Annotated in this window: 16 protein-coding genes; 6 read left to right on the top strand and 10 right to left on the bottom strand. The window is 59.5% G+C overall.

Annotated elements, in window-relative coordinates:
• Positions 1-7 precede the first annotated feature (7 nt).
• Positions 8-529, top strand: a complete 522-nt coding sequence (locus NRB16_RS17155) for a DUF3299 domain-containing protein (RefSeq protein WP_257106561.1) — start codon at positions 8-10, stop codon at positions 527-529.
• A 149-nt stretch (positions 530-678) separates the two neighbouring features.
• A complete protein-coding gene (locus NRB16_RS17160) occupies positions 679-1,365 on the top strand; it encodes an OmpW family protein (protein ID WP_257106562.1) in 687 nt (228 codons plus the stop codon).
• 75 nt (positions 1,366-1,440) lie between these two features.
• On the opposite strand, the gene NRB16_RS17165 is transcribed toward NRB16_RS17160, so the two are convergent.
• The 4 genes from NRB16_RS17165 to NRB16_RS17180 all read right to left on the bottom strand — a co-directional run bounded on the left by NRB16_RS17165 (position 1,441) and on the right by NRB16_RS17180 (position 6,694).
• A complete protein-coding gene (locus tag NRB16_RS17165) occupies positions 1,441-2,370 on the bottom strand; it encodes an NAD-dependent epimerase/dehydratase family protein (protein ID WP_045484035.1) in 930 nt (309 codons plus the stop codon).
• Positions 2,363-3,247: a sugar nucleotide-binding protein gene (locus tag NRB16_RS17170; protein WP_253117389.1), complete on the bottom strand. Its 885-nt coding sequence runs from the start codon at positions 3,245-3,247 to the stop codon at positions 2,363-2,365. The genes NRB16_RS17165 and NRB16_RS17170 overlap by 8 nt, the downstream gene beginning before the upstream one ends.
• A gap of 108 nt (positions 3,248-3,355) precedes the next feature.
• On the bottom strand, positions 3,356-5,548 hold the full coding sequence (locus NRB16_RS17175; RefSeq protein ID WP_253141561.1) for a mechanosensitive ion channel domain-containing protein: 2,193 nt from the start codon (positions 5,546-5,548) through the stop codon (positions 3,356-3,358).
• A gap of 162 nt (positions 5,549-5,710) precedes the next feature.
• On the bottom strand, positions 5,711-6,694 hold the full coding sequence (locus NRB16_RS17180) for a LysR family transcriptional regulator (RefSeq protein WP_253117387.1): 984 nt from the start codon (positions 6,692-6,694) through the stop codon (positions 5,711-5,713).
• A 201-nt stretch (positions 6,695-6,895) separates the two neighbouring features.
• On the opposite strand from NRB16_RS17180, the gene NRB16_RS17185 reads away from it, so the two are divergent.
• From NRB16_RS17185 to NRB16_RS17195, 3 genes are read left to right on the top strand one after another with little or no spacing between them, the layout of a single operon-like run.
• Entirely contained in the window at positions 6,896-8,194 is a 1,299-nt protein-coding gene (locus NRB16_RS17185; RefSeq protein WP_253141560.1) for a 3-keto-5-aminohexanoate cleavage protein, read from the top strand.
• Positions 8,191-9,444 carry an MFS transporter gene (locus NRB16_RS17190; protein WP_045484050.1) on the top strand — a complete coding sequence of 418 codons (1,254 nt, stop codon included), beginning with the start codon at positions 8,191-8,193 and terminating at the stop codon, positions 9,442-9,444. Before NRB16_RS17185 ends, NRB16_RS17190 begins: the two co-directional genes overlap by 4 nt.
• A 33-nt stretch (positions 9,445-9,477) precedes the next feature.
• The gene (locus NRB16_RS17195) at positions 9,478-9,879 is read left to right on the top strand and encodes a hypothetical protein (RefSeq protein WP_045484053.1); all 402 of its coding nucleotides are present in this window, start codon (positions 9,478-9,480) and stop codon (positions 9,877-9,879) included.
• 22 nt (positions 9,880-9,901) lie between these two features.
• Here NRB16_RS17195 and NRB16_RS17200 read toward each other — a convergent pair whose 3' ends face one another.
• From NRB16_RS17200 to NRB16_RS17210, 3 genes are all read right to left on the bottom strand, one after another.
• Positions 9,902-10,669, bottom strand: a complete 768-nt coding sequence (locus tag NRB16_RS17200) for an HAD-IIA family hydrolase (RefSeq protein ID WP_257106563.1) — start codon at positions 10,667-10,669, stop codon at positions 9,902-9,904.
• A gap of 79 nt (positions 10,670-10,748) precedes the next feature.
• Positions 10,749-11,324, bottom strand: coding sequence for a single-stranded DNA-binding protein (locus tag NRB16_RS17205; protein WP_045484060.1), 576 nt, complete (start codon positions 11,322-11,324; stop codon positions 10,749-10,751).
• Between the two features lie 9 nt (positions 11,325-11,333).
• Positions 11,334-12,731: an MFS transporter gene (locus NRB16_RS17210; protein WP_045484063.1), complete on the bottom strand. Its 1,398-nt coding sequence runs from the start codon at positions 12,729-12,731 to the stop codon at positions 11,334-11,336.
• A gap of 128 nt (positions 12,732-12,859) precedes the next feature.
• Here NRB16_RS17210 and uvrA point away from each other — a divergent pair, with 128 nt between their 5' ends.
• Complete coding sequence (uvrA, locus tag NRB16_RS17215; RefSeq protein ID WP_257106564.1) at positions 12,860-15,694, top strand: excinuclease ABC subunit UvrA; 2,835 nt, start codon at positions 12,860-12,862, stop codon at positions 15,692-15,694.
• 142 nt (positions 15,695-15,836) lie between these two features.
• Here the strand turns inward: uvrA and bfr are convergent, their stop codons facing one another.
• The 3 genes from bfr to rplQ form a co-directional block, all read right to left on the bottom strand.
• Positions 15,837-16,301: a bacterioferritin gene (gene bfr / locus NRB16_RS17220; RefSeq protein WP_045484066.1), complete on the bottom strand. Its 465-nt coding sequence runs from the start codon at positions 16,299-16,301 to the stop codon at positions 15,837-15,839.
• Positions 16,302-16,456: 155 nt separating this feature from the next.
• A complete protein-coding gene (locus tag NRB16_RS17225) occupies positions 16,457-17,905 on the bottom strand; it encodes a catalase (RefSeq protein WP_253117956.1) in 1,449 nt (482 codons plus the stop codon).
• A gap of 173 nt (positions 17,906-18,078) precedes the next feature.
• Positions 18,079-18,465 (bottom strand): 50S ribosomal protein L17, encoded by a 387-nt coding sequence (rplQ, locus tag NRB16_RS17230; protein ID WP_045484071.1) that lies wholly within the window; start codon positions 18,463-18,465, stop codon positions 18,079-18,081.
• Positions 18,466-18,495 lie beyond the last annotated feature (30 nt).

Consider the following 18,495-nt stretch of genomic DNA (forward strand, 5'->3'; position numbering starts at 1 on the left):
GTTGATCATGCGGCGCCTGCTGCTTGCCCTGTTGCTTTCGGCCCCCCTGTCGTCCTGGGCGGCCGAGCCCCGCGTGCTGACCTGGAACGACATGATTCCAGCAGACGCGCCGCCGGTGACGCCAATCACCCAGCCGATCCATGACCTGTCGAAAATGGCCGACGCGCTGAGCATGGAATCAGCCCCCGCCGCCCACCAGCAAGCCCCCGACGCGCCGGTGGTCAAAGCGCTGGACGGCAAACTGGTGCGCCTGCCGGGTTATATCGTGCCACTGGAAGTCAGCGAGGAAGGCCGGGTGACCGAGTTTCTGCTGGTGCCGTTCTTTGGCGCCTGCATCCACGTACCACCACCACCGGCCAATCAGATCGTGCATGTCACCAGCGAGCTGGGCGTGAAGGTCGAAGAGCTGTACCAGCCGTACTGGATCGAAGGACCGATGCAGGCCAAACATACCAGCAGCGAACTGGCCGAGGCCGGCTACCAGATGGTGGCAGACAAGATTTTTGTCTACGAACTGTCGGATTCCTGAAAGGTCGATTTCAACGCAGTGTTGCCGAGTGCAGCCATTTTGTAGACACCCTCTGAGTGTCATCACACTTTCATTGAGCTGAGTCAAAACCGCGACGCAGACGCTTTTTTAACATGGCTCCAGACTTTTTAACCGCTCTGGAGCCTTTGATGAACAAGTCCCTGCTGTGCGCATCCCTTTGTGCACTCGCCCTCGCCGCCCCGCTGGTTGCCCATGCTCACCAGGCCGGTGATTTCATCGTGCGTGCCGGCGTTGCCCACGTCGACCCGCATGAAGACAGCGGTGAAGTGCGTCTGGATGGCAGCAAGGTTTCCGGCACCAAAGCCTCGGTTGATGGCGAAAACCAACTGGGCCTGACCTTTGCCTACATGCTGAGCGAGCATGTCGGTATCGAGTTGCTGGCCGCTACACCGTTCAGCCACACCGTCTCGGTTCATGGCCTCGGCCCAGGTCTGGATGGCAAGCTGGCCGATATCAAGCAACTGCCACCAACCCTGTCGCTGCAGTACTACCCAATGGCCGCCTCGTCTGCCTTCCAGCCGTATGTCGGCGTGGGCATCAACTACACCAAATTCTTCGATACCGACCTGGCGGGTAACCGCAAGGACCAGGGCTTCAGCAACCTTAAGCTCAAGGACTCGGTGGGCCTGGCCGGTCAGGTGGGCGTGGATTACCAACTGACCGATCACGTCATGCTCAACGCCTCGGTGTGGTACGTGGACATCGACACCAAGGCCAGCGTCGACGGTCCGTCAGCGCTGAGTGTTGGCAAGACCAAGGTGGATGTGGATATCGACCCGTGGGTTTACATGGTGGGTGTGGGTTACAAGTTCTGAGCCGGCACACCGGATAAATAAAAAAGGCACTTCAGTGATGAAGTGCCTTTTTTGTAGCGTTGCATCAAGCGCTATTCAGCGCCCCAACAGCCTGGCCAGGCCGTCAGTCAGCGGCATCGGCGTTTCGAGGGTGAAACGCTGCAACAGGCGCTGGTTATTGGCCCGGGAATGGCGGATATCACCAGGGCGCGCCTGCTGATAGCTCACCTCTGGCAGGCTGCCAACCACATCCTTCAGAGCCGCCAGCAACTGATTGAGCGAGGTGGTCTGGTTCAGGCCGACGTTGATCGCGCCCTCTTCAACTGTCGGCTGCTCCAGTGCCTGGACCAGTAGCTTGACCAGATCGCCAATGTAGAAGAAATCGCGGGTCTGCTCGCCATCGCCGAACACACTGATCGGCTTACCCTGGGTGGCGCGCTCGGCGAAGATGCTGATCACCCCCGAGTACGGCGAGGACGGGTCCTGGCGTGGCCCGAAGATGTTGAAGAAGCGGAACACCACCGGCTCCAGCGCATGCTGACGGCGATAGAAATCCAGGTAATGCTCGCTGGACAGTTTGTCGCTGGCATAGGGAGTCAGCGGCGCCTTGGGGGTGTCTTCGCTGATCGGCTCGCCTTCGCCATTGTTACCGTACACAGCAGCACTGGAGGCGAACACCACCCGCTTGATGCCCGCCTCGCGCATGGCCTCACAGACGTTCAGGGTCCCGATGAAGTTGCTCTGGTGCGTCTTTACCGGGTCGTCCACCGAAGCCTGTACCGAAGCCACAGCGGCCAGATGCACTACCGCCTGACAACCCACGGCAGCACGTGCGACCAGTGCCGCGTCAGCCACATCACCTTCGATCAGTTCGACGTTGGGGTTATCCAGCGGCAGGTTGCTGCGCTTGCCGGTGGACAGGTCGTCGAGAATCCTGACCGGGTAACCTTTGGCCAACAGGGCGTCGGCCAGATGTGAGCCGATGAAACCGGCACCGCCGGTAATCAGGATAGGAGCGTCAGACATGCCGATAATACCGGTCTAGCAGAACGGGCAACCCGGCGCGCCAGGCGCGTGGCTTGATCCCGAAGGTATGAAGGATTTTCTTGCAGGCCAGCACCGCGTGCTGCGGCTCTTCAGCTGCATCGGGCCGCGCCGCGTGAGCCTGTGCGGTCGGTGCTTCGATGGCCAGCGGGTGCAACAGCCGCGCCTCGGTAAGAATCGCCTGGCCCAGGGCAATCGGCGTGGTGGCTTCGTGGCCGGCGTAGTGATAGGTGCCCCACAGAGGTGCCTCGCAGTCGAGCTGCTTGAGCACCGAGAGCAGGACCCGCGCGGCGTCATCGACGGGCGTCGGATTACCGCGTCGGTCATCGGCCAGCAACAACTCTTCAGCGTCCTTGGCGCGGCTCAGAAAACGCCCGAGCACGCCATCCGGGCTGTCGTCGAGCAGCCAGCCAAAGCGTACCAGCACATGCTGCGGACACGCGGCGCGAACGCTCTGCTCGATCCGCCAGAGTGCCTGGCCGCGCAGGCCCAGCGGCACCGGCTCGTCCTTTTCGCTGTAGGCAGTCGCTCGCGAGCCGTCGAAGACCCGGTAGCTGGACGGTTGCAGCAAGGTAATACCGTGATGCTGGCACAGTTCGGCCAAGCGCTCTACGGAGCGTTCCTGGGCGTCCAGGCGCGCTTCGTTGACAGTTTCGGCCTGGAACCAGTCGTAGTAATAGGCCAGGTTGATCAGGGCGTCGGGGCGGGTGTCGTCGAGCAGTTGCGTGAGGCTGGCTGCGTCCCAGCCGTCTTGCGGCGGACGCGGTGCGAGGAACGCGATATCTTCCTCGGCACCCAGTCGTATCAGCGCCTGCCCGAGGGCATTCCCGCCGCCCAACAGCATAAGGCGCATTCGCATAGAGTCAGCAGGCTCGGTCTCGGTTTTTATCAAATCATCAGGTTCAAAACGCCTGCAAACATAACACGTTGCCCGCCGGTGCCCAACAGTTGTGCGCTGCCCTTGCCGTCATGCGCCAGCAGGGGCTGGTGGCCCTTCTAGCGCCGGCGGGCGGTGCGCGGCTCCGGGGTTCATGACCATCTGCGGGTAAGTCTGGGCGAAGTGGACCTTCGGATGCTGGTCAACGCGCTTTTTGAGCCGTTCGTTAAAGGCTCGGCCAACGCTGTATTGCCCGCCTGAAGAGGTGCGGAACTGCGCGGTCAGCACCACGCCGTTGAGGTCCATACGGTCGACACCGAAGACCTCCAACGGACCTTGCAGGTTGTTCTTGAGCAGGATGTCTTCAGTGATCGAATGACCGGTCTCGCGGATCAGCGCCAGCGCCTCGTCAATATCGGTGTCATAAGTGAACTGCACCGAGAAGAACGCATAGGCAAACTGCCGCGACTGGTTAGTGACTGCCTTGATCTGGCCGAACGGCACCGAGTGCACAAAGCCTTTGCCGTCACGCAGGCGCACCGTGCGGATCGTCAGGCTTTCGACCGTACCTGAATGGCCGGTGCTGAGCACCACCCAGTCGCCGACCGAAAAGGTGTCTTCGATGATGATGAACAGGCCGGTGATCACATCTTGCACCAGTTGCTGCGAGCCGAAACCGATTGCCAGGCCCACGACACCGGCACCCGCCAGCAATGGCGCAACGTTGATGCCCAAATTGGCCATGGTGGTAATGGCGCAGATCACCACGAGGATGATTTTTATCGCATTACGCAGCAGCGGCAAAATGGTCTTGACCCGGGTGCTGGGCTGGCGGCCGGAGCGATGGTTGACCGGCGGCTTGAGCGCTTCCTGAATCGCCGTATCAAGGACCACCCAGAGCAGCCAGGTCACCAGGAAAATCAGGCCAATACTGCTCAGCGAATCGCTGATCGCCCTGCCGAGGCTGTTGCGCTGGGCGAACTCGAACAGCGAAAAGCCCCATATACGCCCCAACACCTCAATGAAGGTCACCGCCAGCACGATGCGCAGGCAGGCATACACCAGGCTGAGCAAGCGCGCTTTATAAGCATGGCCGGTGCGTACCGCAGGGTCCGAGGGCTGCTTGAAGAAGTGCTGGAACACGGTACTGAGAAACACCGTGGCAATCAGCAACAAGGTTGTGAACAGCGCGCAGCGCAGGGTCTCTTGGCTGTCCTCACCAGCGCCGATCAGATTGATTGCCGAGACCATGATCATCAACAGAATCGGCAGATTCCACAGGTTGGAGAAGATCTTCAGCGACTGTTGCAGCGCTGGCTGGCGCATACGGCTGCTCAGCGCCCGGTTGCGAATCAGGTGTGCCACCGGGCGGCGCATGCGGATAACCAACACACAGAACACCGCAGAGGCAAACAGGCCAGTGAACACCGCGATGCTGGTCGTGACGTTGCTGCCAATCTGCCGCGCGATCTGCGGGCTGGTCAGGGCATCGCTGAGCGCCGCCAGAAAGCCGATGACGAACAGCGGCGTCGGCGTGTAACGACGCAGGATCTTCACCGCCGTACGCTTGTGCCCGGCATTGAACATGACAATCACGCACAGCAGTACCGAGGTCGAAAACACACCGCTGCTGGTGGCGTAGGCAAAACACAAAGCCAGCGCCCGGCCAATCGAAGACGGTAGAAATTGGCTGACATACAGGGTCAAGGGCAGGCAGATCAGCGCTGGAACCGTGAACGGCAATACGTACTTGAGCAGCGCCTGACTGCGCGTTCGGGTCCTCATGAAGGCTCGCCGGTTCAAGCGTTTGGCAATAAAGCGCCCCAGACCATGGAGCAGCACAAATGTACCGATCCAGACCACCGACAGCACCAGAAAGTCGCCCACCATCTGCCAGGCGCTGCGTTGCGAAGGCTTGTTGACCAGCTTGTCGAGCTCTGTGGCGGCCCGGTCTGCACGCAGCCGCCAGGTATCGACCAGGTCACCGTTGAGATTCAGCGCTCGCTGAACATCGTCGATGCTGCTGCTCAGAGCCCCCAGCAGGCCGCCCTCGACAAGGATTTCAGCGGCTGGCGGTTCCGCCTCGGCGGGTTTGTCGGTTTCAGGCTCCTTTTTCTCCTCGACCGGAGCTTTCTCGGCAGGCCCGGAGGCGGCCTTGTCATCGGGCTTGTCGGCAGCAGCAGCGCCGAGCGGCAGGGCCGGGACTTCAGCAGCGTGCACGGTCAGGTTGCCCGCAAACGAAAGCACCACTAACAGAATCAGGGTCTTTAACTGAACCGCCACGCTGCACTCTCCTCCATCCAGATATCCGATGGGGCTTATCCCCAAGGAACTGATCCCTGCGCGACCCGCAAAGTTCGCCTGAGTGGGCAAGAAATTGGCTGATATTGCGATGCAGGACATTTCAAGGACAACAGCGGGAGGTTGCCGTTAGGCATGCGCCCATCAGACGCTTACCGCAGATCTGTGCACTGCCTCCCTGAGAACCTGACGGCTTTTTTTGATTGACGGGTCCATCTCACAAAGATGCTGCCAGAACTTCTCTGCCTGAGTCTCCAGAGGCTGCTTAAGGCGAATCAGCTCGATACTCAAGGTGATGTCATGCTCTTCCCCGCCCGCTCGAACCAGCCTTTTTCGTTCCATGTCCTGGATGACAATTGCCCATGGCAACCAAGCCACGCCAAGTCCCATAAGCGCCATGGAATGCAAGCCATCGGCCAGCGAGCTGTCATGAATGGCAGTGAGCACCGGCAGGTTTTTTGCGATATCGAGCTTTCTTTCCAGCGCCCAGCCCAGAGAGCACTCAGGCTGATAGCGCAAATAAGATACCTCACCGCTCGCCGGCTCAAGACTGTTCAGTGCCGCCCCCAGCATGTCAGGGGCACTGACCGGGACTAGGCGCTCATGGCCCAGCGTCAGGATGTCGAACTGCTGAAAGTCGACGGCGCCTGACAAACAATCACGGATACCGTTGCCCTCATCGCTAAAGGCGACGACGAAGTCTGCCTTTCGATCAGATAACGCGCGAAAACAGCCAGGCAAGTTGGCGAAGTCAATCGAAAACCGTGTAGCGCTCGACTGATTGCGCACTCTGGGCAGCCAGTCAGGGAAGAAGGCCCTGGACATGATATGCGGGGCTGCCAGGGAAATATGCAAGCGCTTGTGCTCTCTGGCGCGGGCGACTGCGGCTTTGGCGTTGTCCAGCAACGCAACCGCCTCAAGCGCAGCGGCCTGTAACTGTTCGCCTGCATCGGTCAGCTCAAGCCGGTGTCGGGACCGATCAAAAACCGGTGCGCCCAACCACTCTTCAAGACTGTTTATGCGTCGGCTCAACCCTGAGGTCGTCACATTGCAACGTTCAGCGGCCTGAGAAAAACTGAGAATACGCGCCAGCACCAGGAAATCTTTCAAAGTCCGAAGATCGCTCATCTTGCGAATCTCGCCATATCCGTTGACGCCGCATCATGGCATGACCGATTCAGCGCGGCAAAGCGCTGCGCACTCATCCGACGCCGCCATTGTTGCAACGCCTCTTGCCAAAACCGCAATGGCATCTGTCAGCGGTACTGCTAAAAAGCGGACGCTGCCCGGATGGCAGTCAGATGGAATGACTTTTACAAGGAAGTGCAGATGAGTACGCCACACAAGACATTGATCCTCGGGTGCGCTTCCACGGGCGCCAAGTTCACGCCGCGCAATCATTACATCACGGGTGATCAACTGCTGGACTCTATTTGCACCGGGGCAACCATTCATGCCAGCGAACAAGCGATCGTCGACGAAGCGATCGAACTCTATGAATCAGGCTGCCGCTACTATCACTACCACGCTCGTAACCCGCTGACCCGGGAACAGACCACCGACAATGAGATTTATCAGTCGGTCAGCCGCACCATTCAGCGCGCCTGCAAAGACACCCTGCTCAGTTTTGGCGCCAGCCGCAATGGTCGTGAAGTACAAGACAACATCAAGAAATTCGGCGAATGGGAGCGCGTCAGCCAGTGTGCCTTGCCTTTGCACTTTGGTGGTGCCCACTTCGTGACGATTCAGGCTGCCATCGAGCTGCAAGTCATCTGTGACATGGAAAGAAAGCTGAGGAAGTTTGACATCGAGTACCTGTCCAGCGCTCAGTTTGCTCAGGACATCAACAGCTACACGCCCTCTGACCGCGTGGTGAAAGCCACCATGGAAACAAACTCTACAAGTAAAGGCGCCGATTACGGCAGCACCTCGCCGTTGATCCAGTTCCAGATCTACCGCAACGCCATTGCCGCACGCCAACAACTGGGCTTGTTCCATGAAGTGGAATGGGTGCAACTGACGCGCAGTTACGGCATGACGCGATTTGCCGTCGAACACCCGGCCCTGCGCCTGGGCAGTTCGGGGCAGTTGAATATCATCCTGCTGTTCGGTTTTTCGAGTCGCCTGCCGTTTCCTCAGACCTACGAAGAGTTCTGCAATATCGTCGACATTGCCAAGAGCCTTGAATACGACCTGGCCAACCCGAACGAAATAAAGCGCAAGGTGACCATCACTGTTGGCGCTGCGGTCATGCCACAACATGCCGAGCTGCACTACCAGCCTGTCGATGTAGGGCCACAGAAAGGCACGCCAATGTGTGCGCTCAGACGTCTGGCCACCTATGCCGCGCAACCCGACAGCAAGGTCGATATTCTTCGTGTGGGCATGGAGGACACGCCGTACAGCGTGGATAACGAGGGACGTGTGCATATGGGCGATAATCTGCAACTGCTGCATATCGCCCTTGAACAGGTCACGGCCAACGGCGCGAGCATAGAAACGGCTCCGGAAAGCATCATTCATCGAATGGGGCTGGATCTGGTCAGGACGGAATACCTGGCCACCCAACGCCAGACGCCACTGGGCGACTGTGGACCGACCTCCTTGTATCAGGAAACTGTTCTATGAGCGCTACAGACAACCCGCGCCAGCAATCAAACTATCGCTGGGTCATCCTCTTGATCGCCACCATTGCCCAAGCCAGTGCGTGCTTCTTCGTTCAAGGGATTGGCGCAATTGCGATTTTCATTCAACAGGACTGGCACCTGTCGGTCTTGCAGATTGGCCTGTTAGTGTCTGCCGCGCAGCTGATTCCGATAGTGGGGCTGCTGGTGGCGGGTGAGTTACTGGATCGTTTCGATGAGCGCTGGGTTGTCGGTATCGGCACCTTGCTTGTGGCAGCGGCGCTCTGTGCGGCGATGTTCGCCAACAGCTACCTTATGTTGTTGCTGTTTCTGATCATCGTCGGTGCCGGCTATAGCACCGCTCAGCCAGGCGGCAGCAAATCGGTTTCCAGTTGGTTCTCCAGGCACCAGCGCGGCTTTGCGATGGGCATCCGCCAAGCCGGGCTGCCACTGGGGGGCGCGTTGTCGGCCGCGATGCTGCCGTATATTGCCACCCGCTGGGGCTGGCAATGGTCGTTTCTGGCCGGCGGGCTGGTGGCCCTTGCCGGTGCCGTGATCTTCCTGCTGTTTTACCGCAGCGCCAACCCGGCCCCAGGCGAGCAAGGCCCGGCGCGAGCTGCTGCGCAGGATCTCAAGGCAACCCTGGCATCGCGCTTCTCGATGCTGAAGGAGCCGGCGATGAAGCAGATCATGATCTCCGGGATCAGCCTGATCTCGGTGCAATACGGCATCCTGATTTTCACCGCACTGTATCTGTACGACCGACTGGACTTGAGCATCACGGCGGCGGCCTCATTGCTCTTTATCGCCCAAGGGGCCGGGGTAATGGGCCGGATCATCCTGGCGGCATGGAGTGACCGGTGTCAGTCAGGGCGCTACTTTCCCGTTATGACTTGCATGCTGGCCATTATCGTTGGCCTGTTGACCCTGATCTGGATGCCTATGCATACCTTCGTCCTGCTGGCGCTGCTGGCAGGCTGGCTCGGCTTTTTCGGGTTTGGCTGGTACGGTCCCTGGGTCGCCTATGTCGCGGAGTCCGCCCCGGCGAGCAAAACCGGTTTTGCACTGGGACTGGCCATGGCCTGTAATCAGGTCGCTATTGTGCTCATGCCACCTGCGCTGGGCTTACTCAAAGACCTGACGCACAGCTACATTCCCGGCTGGAGCCTGTTGATCGTTATGACGCTGGTGGCGCTGGTCATCTCCGCACGCAATGCCTTGAGCTTTCCCAGGCTGGCCTGGGGACGCAAATAACCCGATGCGTAACCATTCAAAGGAAGACTGGCAATGACTGCCCTTCGCTACATTGATTTCCCTGAATTGCTGGAACGGGCACAGCGCGCCAGCAATATCGAAGTCAGTTGCCGATGTAATACCAAGGTCCTTACCGGCTGGGAAAGTCCACTGGTTTCGTCCAATGCCCATCATCTACTGGACATCGGCACGCTGAGCAACGCCGACGAGGAAGATCTGACCATCAACGAGTATCACCCGTCAGGCACCCATTACTGGTCAACGCAGGCCCCCATTGCGCCCCGTTACTACCCCTACAACCGCTGCAAGGTGTCTGAATGTCTGTTGTGCGGGCGCTGCTACCTGCGCTATTCGGAAAGCGGGGCTTATCACATTGAACCGAGGATTCGCTATCTGGACCCGGCGCTGATCGTGGATGCACCTTTGCCAGCCTGATCAGCCGTCTGCCAGATTACAGTCAGAGCTGCACGAGCAGTTGCGGCAGGCCGGCAATCGATGCCAGGCAGTAACTCGCCAAACCACTGTCATCGCGCTGCAGCCCAGCGGACTTGCCGGTCAGTACCCGCACACTGCGCGCCCCGATGCCTGACGCGCCCGCCATATCGGTGCCTGGATCATCGCCAATCACCAACACCTCGCGGGCCTGGCAACCGATCGACTGCAGGGCCATCTCAAAGAACAATGACGAGGGCTTGCCCGCAAGCTGCGCAGTTTGCCCACTGGCGTACTCCAGCGCCGCCACGAAGGCGCCGTAATCCAGGCTCGGGCCATCTGCCGCAAGCCAGAACGGATTCTTTTGCAGGGCAATCAACCGTGCGCCGCCGCGCAGCAGGCGAAACACCCGATTCAGGTTGTCGTAGCAAAAGGCCTGACCGATATCGCCGATCACCACATAGTCGGGGTTGCGCTCATTGATGAGCAGTCCATCGAACAGCGGCCGAACCGGATCGGGCACCAGCAGATAGCTGCTACACCCTTGCCGGGCCCGCAACCAGGCCACACAAGCGGTGGTGGCAGTCTGGATATGCTGCGCCGGTACGGCAAGACCCAGCGCGGCGAGTTCGGCACTGATGGTTGCAGGCGAGCGTGCCGTGATATTGGTCAGCAGGCGATAGTCGAGCCCTTGCTCATGCAGCCAGGCCAGTGACTCGGCCGCGCCGGCAATCAGCGCCCCCTGATGGGTCAGCGTGCCTTCGATATCGAGTAGCAGTCCTTTGCAGTTCATCTTTATATCCTCTACACAATGCGAAAGCCCCCGCTGGGCGGGGGCTTTCACTGTAGGGCAGCTTGCAGTCAGTTGCTTGTCAGAACGGAATATCGTCATCGAAGCTGTCGAAGTCGGCCGCCGGCTGCGGAGCCGGTTTTGGCGCTGGTCGCGACTCACGCTGCGGCTGGCTGTACGACTGTTGTGGCGACTGGTCGTAAGACTGATGCTGCGGCGACTGATCGTAGGACTGCTGTGGCGCCGGAGCCGGACGTGACTGCTGCGGGCGCGACTGGCCGTAGTTGCCACCACCTTGGTTGTCGCCCTGCTGCGGACGGCCACCGAGCAGTTGCATGGTGCCCTGCATGTCGACGACGATTTCAGTGGTATAACGCTTGATGCCGTCTTTTTCCCATTCGCGAGTCTGCAGCTTGCCTTCGATGTAGACCTGCGAGCCTTTGCGCAGGTACTCGCCGGCAATTTCCGCGACCTTGCCGAACAGCGAGACGCGGTGCCATTCGGTACGCTCGACCTTCTGGCCGCTCTGCTTGTCGGTCCATTGTTCACTGGTAGCCAGACTCAGGTTGGTCACGGCGTTGCCGTTAGGCAGGTAACGGACTTCGGGATCCTGGCCGCATGTACCGACCAATATGACTTTGTTAACCCCACGGGCCATAACGTTCTCCTAGACTTCACACGTTTGAGTGGCTGGACTGTTGACCAGCTTTTCGAGCGACGCGCGATCCAATAGTTTTGTATCAAGTTTGATATAGATGGCCGCCTCTTCGGCAACCACCACGGCATCTGTTACGCCCGGTACGGACTTCAGGCGTTGTGCCAGGCCTGTTTCTCGCTGTGCCTCAGGCGACAGCGGCAGGCGCAGGCTGGTCACGTAAGGCGGCTCTCGCATGCTCATGGCAACGATCAGCCAGATGGCCGCCAGCGCTGCGCAGCCCAGAAACACCACGTCCAGCCCGCCCTGCTGAAATAGCCAGCCGCCCATGATTCCGCCGACCGCAGAGCCGAGGAACTGGCTGGTGGAATACACCCCCATGGCCGTGCCTTTGCCGCCTGCCGGCGAAACCTTGCTGATCAGCGATGGCAGTGTGGCCTCCAGCAGGTTGAACGCGGTGAAGAATACCACGCTGCCGATCACCAGCGTTCGCAGCGTGTCGCCAAAAGCCCAGAAGAATATTTCAGAGAGCATCAGCACCGTAACAGCGCCAATCAGCACGGCCTTCATGCGGCGCTTCTTTTCGCCATAAATGATGAACGGCAGCATGGCGAAGAACGACACCAGCAGCGCCGTGAGATACACCCACCAATGCTCTTCCTTGGGCAGGCCGGCCTTTTCCACCAGCGCCAGCGGCAAGGCCACGAAACTGGACATCAGCATGGCATGCAGGACGAAGATTCCCAGGTCCAGACGCAGCAGGTCTGGATGGCGCAAGGTCGCGCCCAGGGCTGCCTTGTCGACCCCGGACTCTCGATGCATCAACGGCCCCGAAGACCTGGGCACCATGAACGCCACGATCAGGATCCCCAGCAGCGCCATGGCGCCGGTGGCAAGAAACAGACCGGACAGGCCGAATGCACTGGTCAGCACCGGGCCGATCACCATGGCAATGGCAAACGACAGGCCGATGGTCATGCCAATCATGGCCATGGCCTTGGTGCGGTGCTGTTCCCGGGTCAGGTCCGAGAGCAAGGCCATGACGGCGGCTGAAATTGCCCCGGCACCTTGCAACACACGACCGGCAATCACCCCTTCGATGGAATCGGCACCCGCGGCCACCAGGCTGCCGAGTGCGAATACCAGCAACCCCAGGTAAATCACCGGGCGTCGGCCGATGCGGTCGGAGATAAAGCCCAGCGGGATCTGCAAAATGGCCTGGGTCAGGCCATAGGCGCCGATGGCCAGGCCGATCAGTGCTGGCGTAGCGCCCGCCAGGTCCATGCCATAGGTGGACAACACCGGCAGGACCATGAACATGCCGAGCATGCGAAAGGCGAACACCAGCGCCAGCCCGCCCGCCGCGCGGGTCTCGGCACCACTCATGCGTTCGCTATGGGAGTCTTGCATGGAAAAACCTCGTGTGAACCGGCGGCGATTCTACCAGTCCCAACGAGGTACGGCACATACGCGGCGCTTTGCCGCGTAATGGCGTGGAGCCGTATACTCCGTCGTTTATGCCCGCCAGCGAGGCCGCAGTGGATAAAATCCTGATTCGTGGGGCTCGGACCCACAACCTGAAGAACATCGACCTGACCCTTCCTCGCGACAAGCTGATCGTTATCACCGGGCTGTCAGGCTCCGGCAAGTCTTCGCTGGCGTTCGACACGCTATATGCCGAAGGCCAGCGCCGTTATGTCGAATCGCTGTCGGCCTATGCCCGGCAGTTCCTGTCGATGATGGAAAAGCCCGATGTCGACACCATTGAAGGTCTGTCGCCCGCCATCTCCATCGAGCAGAAATCCACCTCACACAACCCGCGCTCGACCGTCGGCACCATCACCGAAATCTACGACTACCTGCGCCTTTTGTATGCGCGGGTCGGCCAGCCGCGCTGCCCGGACCACGATATCCCACTGGAGGCCCAGACCGTCAGCCAGATGGTCGATCTGGTACTGGCCGAACCTGAAGGCCGCAAACTGATGCTGCTGGCCCCGGTGGTGCGCGAGCGCAAAGGCGAGCACCTGTCGGTGTTCGAAGAGCTGCGTGCTCAAGGGTTCGTCCGCGCCCGGGTCGACGGCACCCTGTATGAGCTCGATGAAGTCCCCAAACTCGACAAACAGAAGAAGCACTCCATTGATGTGGTGGTCGACCGCTTCAAGGTGCGTGGCGACCTCCAGCAGCGCCTGGCCGAATCTTTCGAGACCGCCCTGCAACTGGCCGATGGCATCGCCTTGGTCGCACCGATGGATGACGAGCCAGGCGAAGAGATGATCTTTTCGGCGCGCTTCGCCTGCCCGATCTGCGGTCATGCGATCAGCGAGCTGGAGCCCAAGCTGTTTTCCTTCAACAATCCGGCCGGCGCCTGCCCGAGCTGCGACGGCCTGGGCGTCAAACAGTTCTTCGACGTCAAGCGCCTGGTCAATGCCGAGTTGACCCTGGCCGAGGGGGCGATACGCGGCTGGGACCGACGTAACGTCTACTACTTCCAGATGCTTGGCTCACTGGCCCAGCACTACAAGTTCAGCCTGGAGGTGCCGTTCAAGGAGTTGAAAGCCGATATCCAGAAGGTGCTGCTCAATGGCAGTGGCACGCAGAGTGTCGATTTCCGCTACCTCAATGACCGCGGCGATATCGTCAAGCGCGCCCACCCGTTCGAAGGCATCGTGCCGAATCTGGAGCGTCGTTATCGGGAGACCGAATCGGCCACCGTACGCGAAGAGCTGGCCAAGTTGCTCAGCACCCAATCCTGCCCGGACTGTCGTGGTACCCGCCTGCGCCGCGAAGCCCGGCATGTGTGGGTCGGTGAGCGGACCCTGCCCGCCGTGACCAATATGCCGATTGGCGACGCTGCCGAGTATTTCGCCGGGCTGACCATGACAGGCCGGCGCGGTGAGATCGCCGCGAAAATTCTCAAGGAAATCTGCGAGCGTCTGCAATTTCTGGTCAACGTCGGCCTGGACTACCTGACCCTGGACCGCAGCGCCGACACACTGTCGGGTGGCGAGGCGCAGCGTATTCGTCTGGCCAGCCAGATCGGCGCCGGCCTGGTCGGGGTCATGTACATCCTCGACGAGCCGTCGATCGGCCTGCACCAGCGCGATAACGACCGACTGCTGGCAACCCTCAAGCATCTGCGCGATATCGGCAACACAGTGATCGTGGTCGAGCACGACGAGGATGCGATCCGCCTGGCCGATTACGTGGTGGATATCGGTCCTGGCGCCGGCGTACATGGCGGGCAGATCGTTGCCGAAGGCACGCCTGCCGAAGTCATGGCGCATCCCGACTCGCTGACCGGTAAATATCTGTCAGGCCGAGTGAAGATCGAAGTCCCGGCCAAACGCACAGCGCGCAACAAGAAGCTGTTGCTGACCCTAAAAGGCGCACGCGGCAACAACCTGCGTAACGTGAATCTGGAAATTCCGATCGGCCTGCTGACCTGTGTGACCGGCGTATCCGGCTCGGGCAAGTCGACGCTGATCAACAATACGCTGTTCCCCCTCGCCGCCACTGCACTCAACGGTGCCACCACGCTGGAAGCCTCTGCTCACGACAGCATCAACGGCCTGCAGCATCTGGATAAGGTAGTGGATATCGACCAGAGCCCGATCGGCCGCACACCGCGCTCCAACCCGGCGACCTATACCGGGCTGTTTACGCCGATTCGCGAATTGTTCGCCGGGGTACCGGAGTCGCGCTCGCGGGGTTATGGCCCCGGCCGCTTCTCGTTCAACGTCAAGGGCGGACGCTGCGAGGCCTGTCAGGGTGACGGCCTGATCAAGGTAGAGATGCACTTTCTGCCGGACATCTACGTGCCCTGCGATGTGTGCAAGAGCAAGCGCTACAACCGCGAAACCCTGGAGATCAAGTACAAGGGCAAGAACATTCACGAGGTGCTGGAAATGACCATCGAGGATGCCCGCGAGTTCTTTGATGCCGTACCTGCTCTGGCGCGCAAGCTGCAAACCCTGATGGACGTCGGCCTGTCGTATATCAAGCTGGGTCAGTCAGCAACCACGCTGTCCGGCGGCGAAGCACAACGGGTCAAGCTGTCACGCGAGCTGTCCAAGCGCGACACGGGCAAGACCTTGTATATCCTTGATGAACCAACCACCGGCCTGCACTTTGCCGATATCCAGCAGTTGCTCGACGTGCTGCATCGTCTGCGCGACCACGGCAACACCGTGGTGGTAATCGAGCATAACCTGGATGTGGTCAAGACCGCAGACTGGCTGGTCGACCTGGGACCTGAAGGTGGATCACGCGGTGGCCAGATCATCGCCACCGGTACGCCGGAAGACGTGGCGGCCATGGAGCAATCGCATACCGGCCACTATCTCAAGCCGTTGCTGGAGCGTGATCGCGCCTAAGGGCAGCTACAAGCTTCAAGTTATAAGCTGCAAGCAGAAGCAACACCGCACTTTCTTGCAGCTTGCCGCTTATAGCTTGCAGTCCAATAAAAAAGCCCCTGTCACAGCAATGTGCAGGGGCTTTTTAATGATTTACTGCCTGTCAGAACTGCGACTGCAGGTAGTTCTGCAGGCCGATGGATTTGATCAGGCCTTGCTGTTTTTCCAGCCAGTAGGTGTGATCTTCCTCGGTATCGGCCAGTTGCAGGCGCAGGATGTCGCGGCTGATGTAGTCACCGTGCTTTTCGCACAGCTCAATGCCTTTACACAGCGCAGCACGCACTTTGTATTCCAGGCGCAGGTCGCTGGCCAGCATCTCCGGTACAGTCGTACCGACATCCAGATCGTCCGGGCGCATGCGCGGAGTGCCTTCAAGCATGAGAATCCGGCGCATCAACGCATCGGCGTGCTGCGCCTCCTCTTCCATCTCATGATTGATGCGCTCGTAGAGCTTGGTGAAGCCCCAGTCTTCGTACATGCGCGAGTGAATGAAATACTGGTCACGCGCAGCAAGTTCGCCGGTGAGCAAAGTATTGAGGTAATCAATGACGTCTGGATGGCCTTGCATCGCCAAACTACTCCCTACAGAAAGGCTGTAGTTTGAACCAAGCCTCTCTTGAGGTCACGGCCATTCGCGCAATAAAACGATAAAAAGCAGTGAAAATCGGTTATCAAGAAGCGAAAAACCGCCCAAATGAGGGCGGTTCTGTTTATCACTATTACTTAGCTAACGGTTACACCCAACGCCTTGGCAATGCCTTCACCATAAGCCTGGTCAGCCTTGTAGAAGTGCTGTAGCTGGCGCTGCACAACGTCGCTGCTGACCCCGGCCATGGCGCCGGCAATGTTGTTGATCAGCAACGCTTTCTGCTCATCATTCATCAGGTTGAACAGCTTGCCGGCCTGGCTGTAGTAGTCAGTGTCCTCACGGTGATCATGACGGTCCGCAGCGCCACTGAGCGCCAGCGCCGGCTCTGCGTAACGCGGCGCCTGCTTAGGGGCATCGCCATAGCTGTTGGGCTCGTAATTCGGAGCGGCGCCACCGTTGTCACCATAGGCCATGGCGCCATCGCGCTGATAGGTGTTCACTGGGCTCTTGGCCGCATTGATGGGCAGGTGCTGATGGTTGGTGCCTACCCGGTAGCGATGCGCGTCGGCATAGGCAAACACGCGGCCCTGCAGCATACGGTCTGGCGACAGACCAACGCCTGGAACCATGTTGCTCGGTCCAAATGCCGCCTGCTCGACCTCGGCAAAATAGTTCAGCGGGTTGCGGTTCAGCTCCAGCTCACCGACCTCGATCAGCGGGAACTCCTTCTGCGACCAGGTCTTGGTCACGTCGAACGGGTTCTCGTGATGCTGATTGGCCTGTTGTTCGGTCATGATCTGGATGCAGACCTGCCATTTCGGGAAATCACCGCGCTCAATGGCTTCGAACAGATCGCGCTGTGCGTAGTCAGGATCGGTACCGGCAATGCGTGCAGCATCGGCCGGCGCAAGGTTCTTGATGCCTTGTCTGGTCTTGTAGTGCCATTTCACCCAATGCCGCTCACCGGCAGCGCTGATCAGGCTGTAGGTATGGCTGCCGAAGCCGTGCATATGGCGGTAGCCATCCGGGATGCCGCGATCGGAAAACAGAATAGTGACCTGGTGCAGCGCCTCAGGCGAATGCGACCAGAAGTCCCACATCATCTGCGCGCTTTTCAGGTTACTTTGCGGCAAGCGCTTCTGAGTGTGGATAAAGTCCGGGAATTTGAGCGGGTCACGAATGAAGAACACCGGCGTATTGTTGCCGACGATGTCCCAGTTGCCTTCTTCGGTGTAGAACTTCAGCGCAAAGCCGCGTGGGTCACGCTCTGTGTCGGCCGAGCCACGCTCGCCACCGACAGTAGAAAAACGCAGGAAAATCGGGGTCTGCTTGCCCACCGCCTCGAACAGCTTGGCGCTGGTGTACTGAGTGATGTCGCGGGTAACCGTAAAGGTGCCATGCGCGCCCGAGCCTTTGGCGTGTACACGGCGCTCAGGGATGTTCTCACGGTTGAAATGCGCGAGCTTCTCGATCAGGTGGAAGTCATCGAGCAACAATGGGCCGCGAGGGCCTGCCGAGCGAGAGTTCTGGTTGTCAGCAACAGGTGCGCCGCTTGCGGTGGTAAGGGTCTTGGTCTGGCTCATCGGTAATCCTCCTCAGGCATTGAAGCATCCGTTTAAACGGCTTGAGGAAGAGTATTGTCCATATTCGTTACAAGGGTAAATTGATTGCTTGTTAAACGTTGATAGCAATTACCAATCTACAGACAACAAAAAACCGGGCACTAGGCCCGGTTTCTTGTGATCAGACTGACGTCTTACTCGGCATCTACAGCAGCAGCACCGACTGGACGATCAACCAGCTCGACGTACGCCATTGGCGCGTTGTCGCCAGCGCGGAAACCGCACTTCAGGATACGCAGGTAGCCACCCGGACGGGTTGCATAGCGCTTGCCCAGATCGTTGAACAGTTTGCCTACAGCGGACTTCGAACGAGTACGGTCGAAAGCCAGACGACGGTTGGCAACGCTGTCTTCCTTGGCCAGAGTGATCAGCGGCTCGGCAACGCGGCGCAGTTCTTTGGCTTTTGGCAGGGTAGTTTTGATCAGCTCGTGCTCGAACAGCGACACTGCCATGTTTTGAAACATGGCCTTGCGGTGCGCGCTGGTGCGGCTCAGGTGACGACCACTTTTACGATGACGCATGGTTCATTCCTTACCAAACTCGCGTTCGGT

The organism is Pseudomonas sp. LJDD11 (genome assembly GCF_024584215.1).
Lineage (GTDB): Bacteria > Pseudomonadota > Gammaproteobacteria > Pseudomonadales > Pseudomonadaceae > Aquipseudomonas.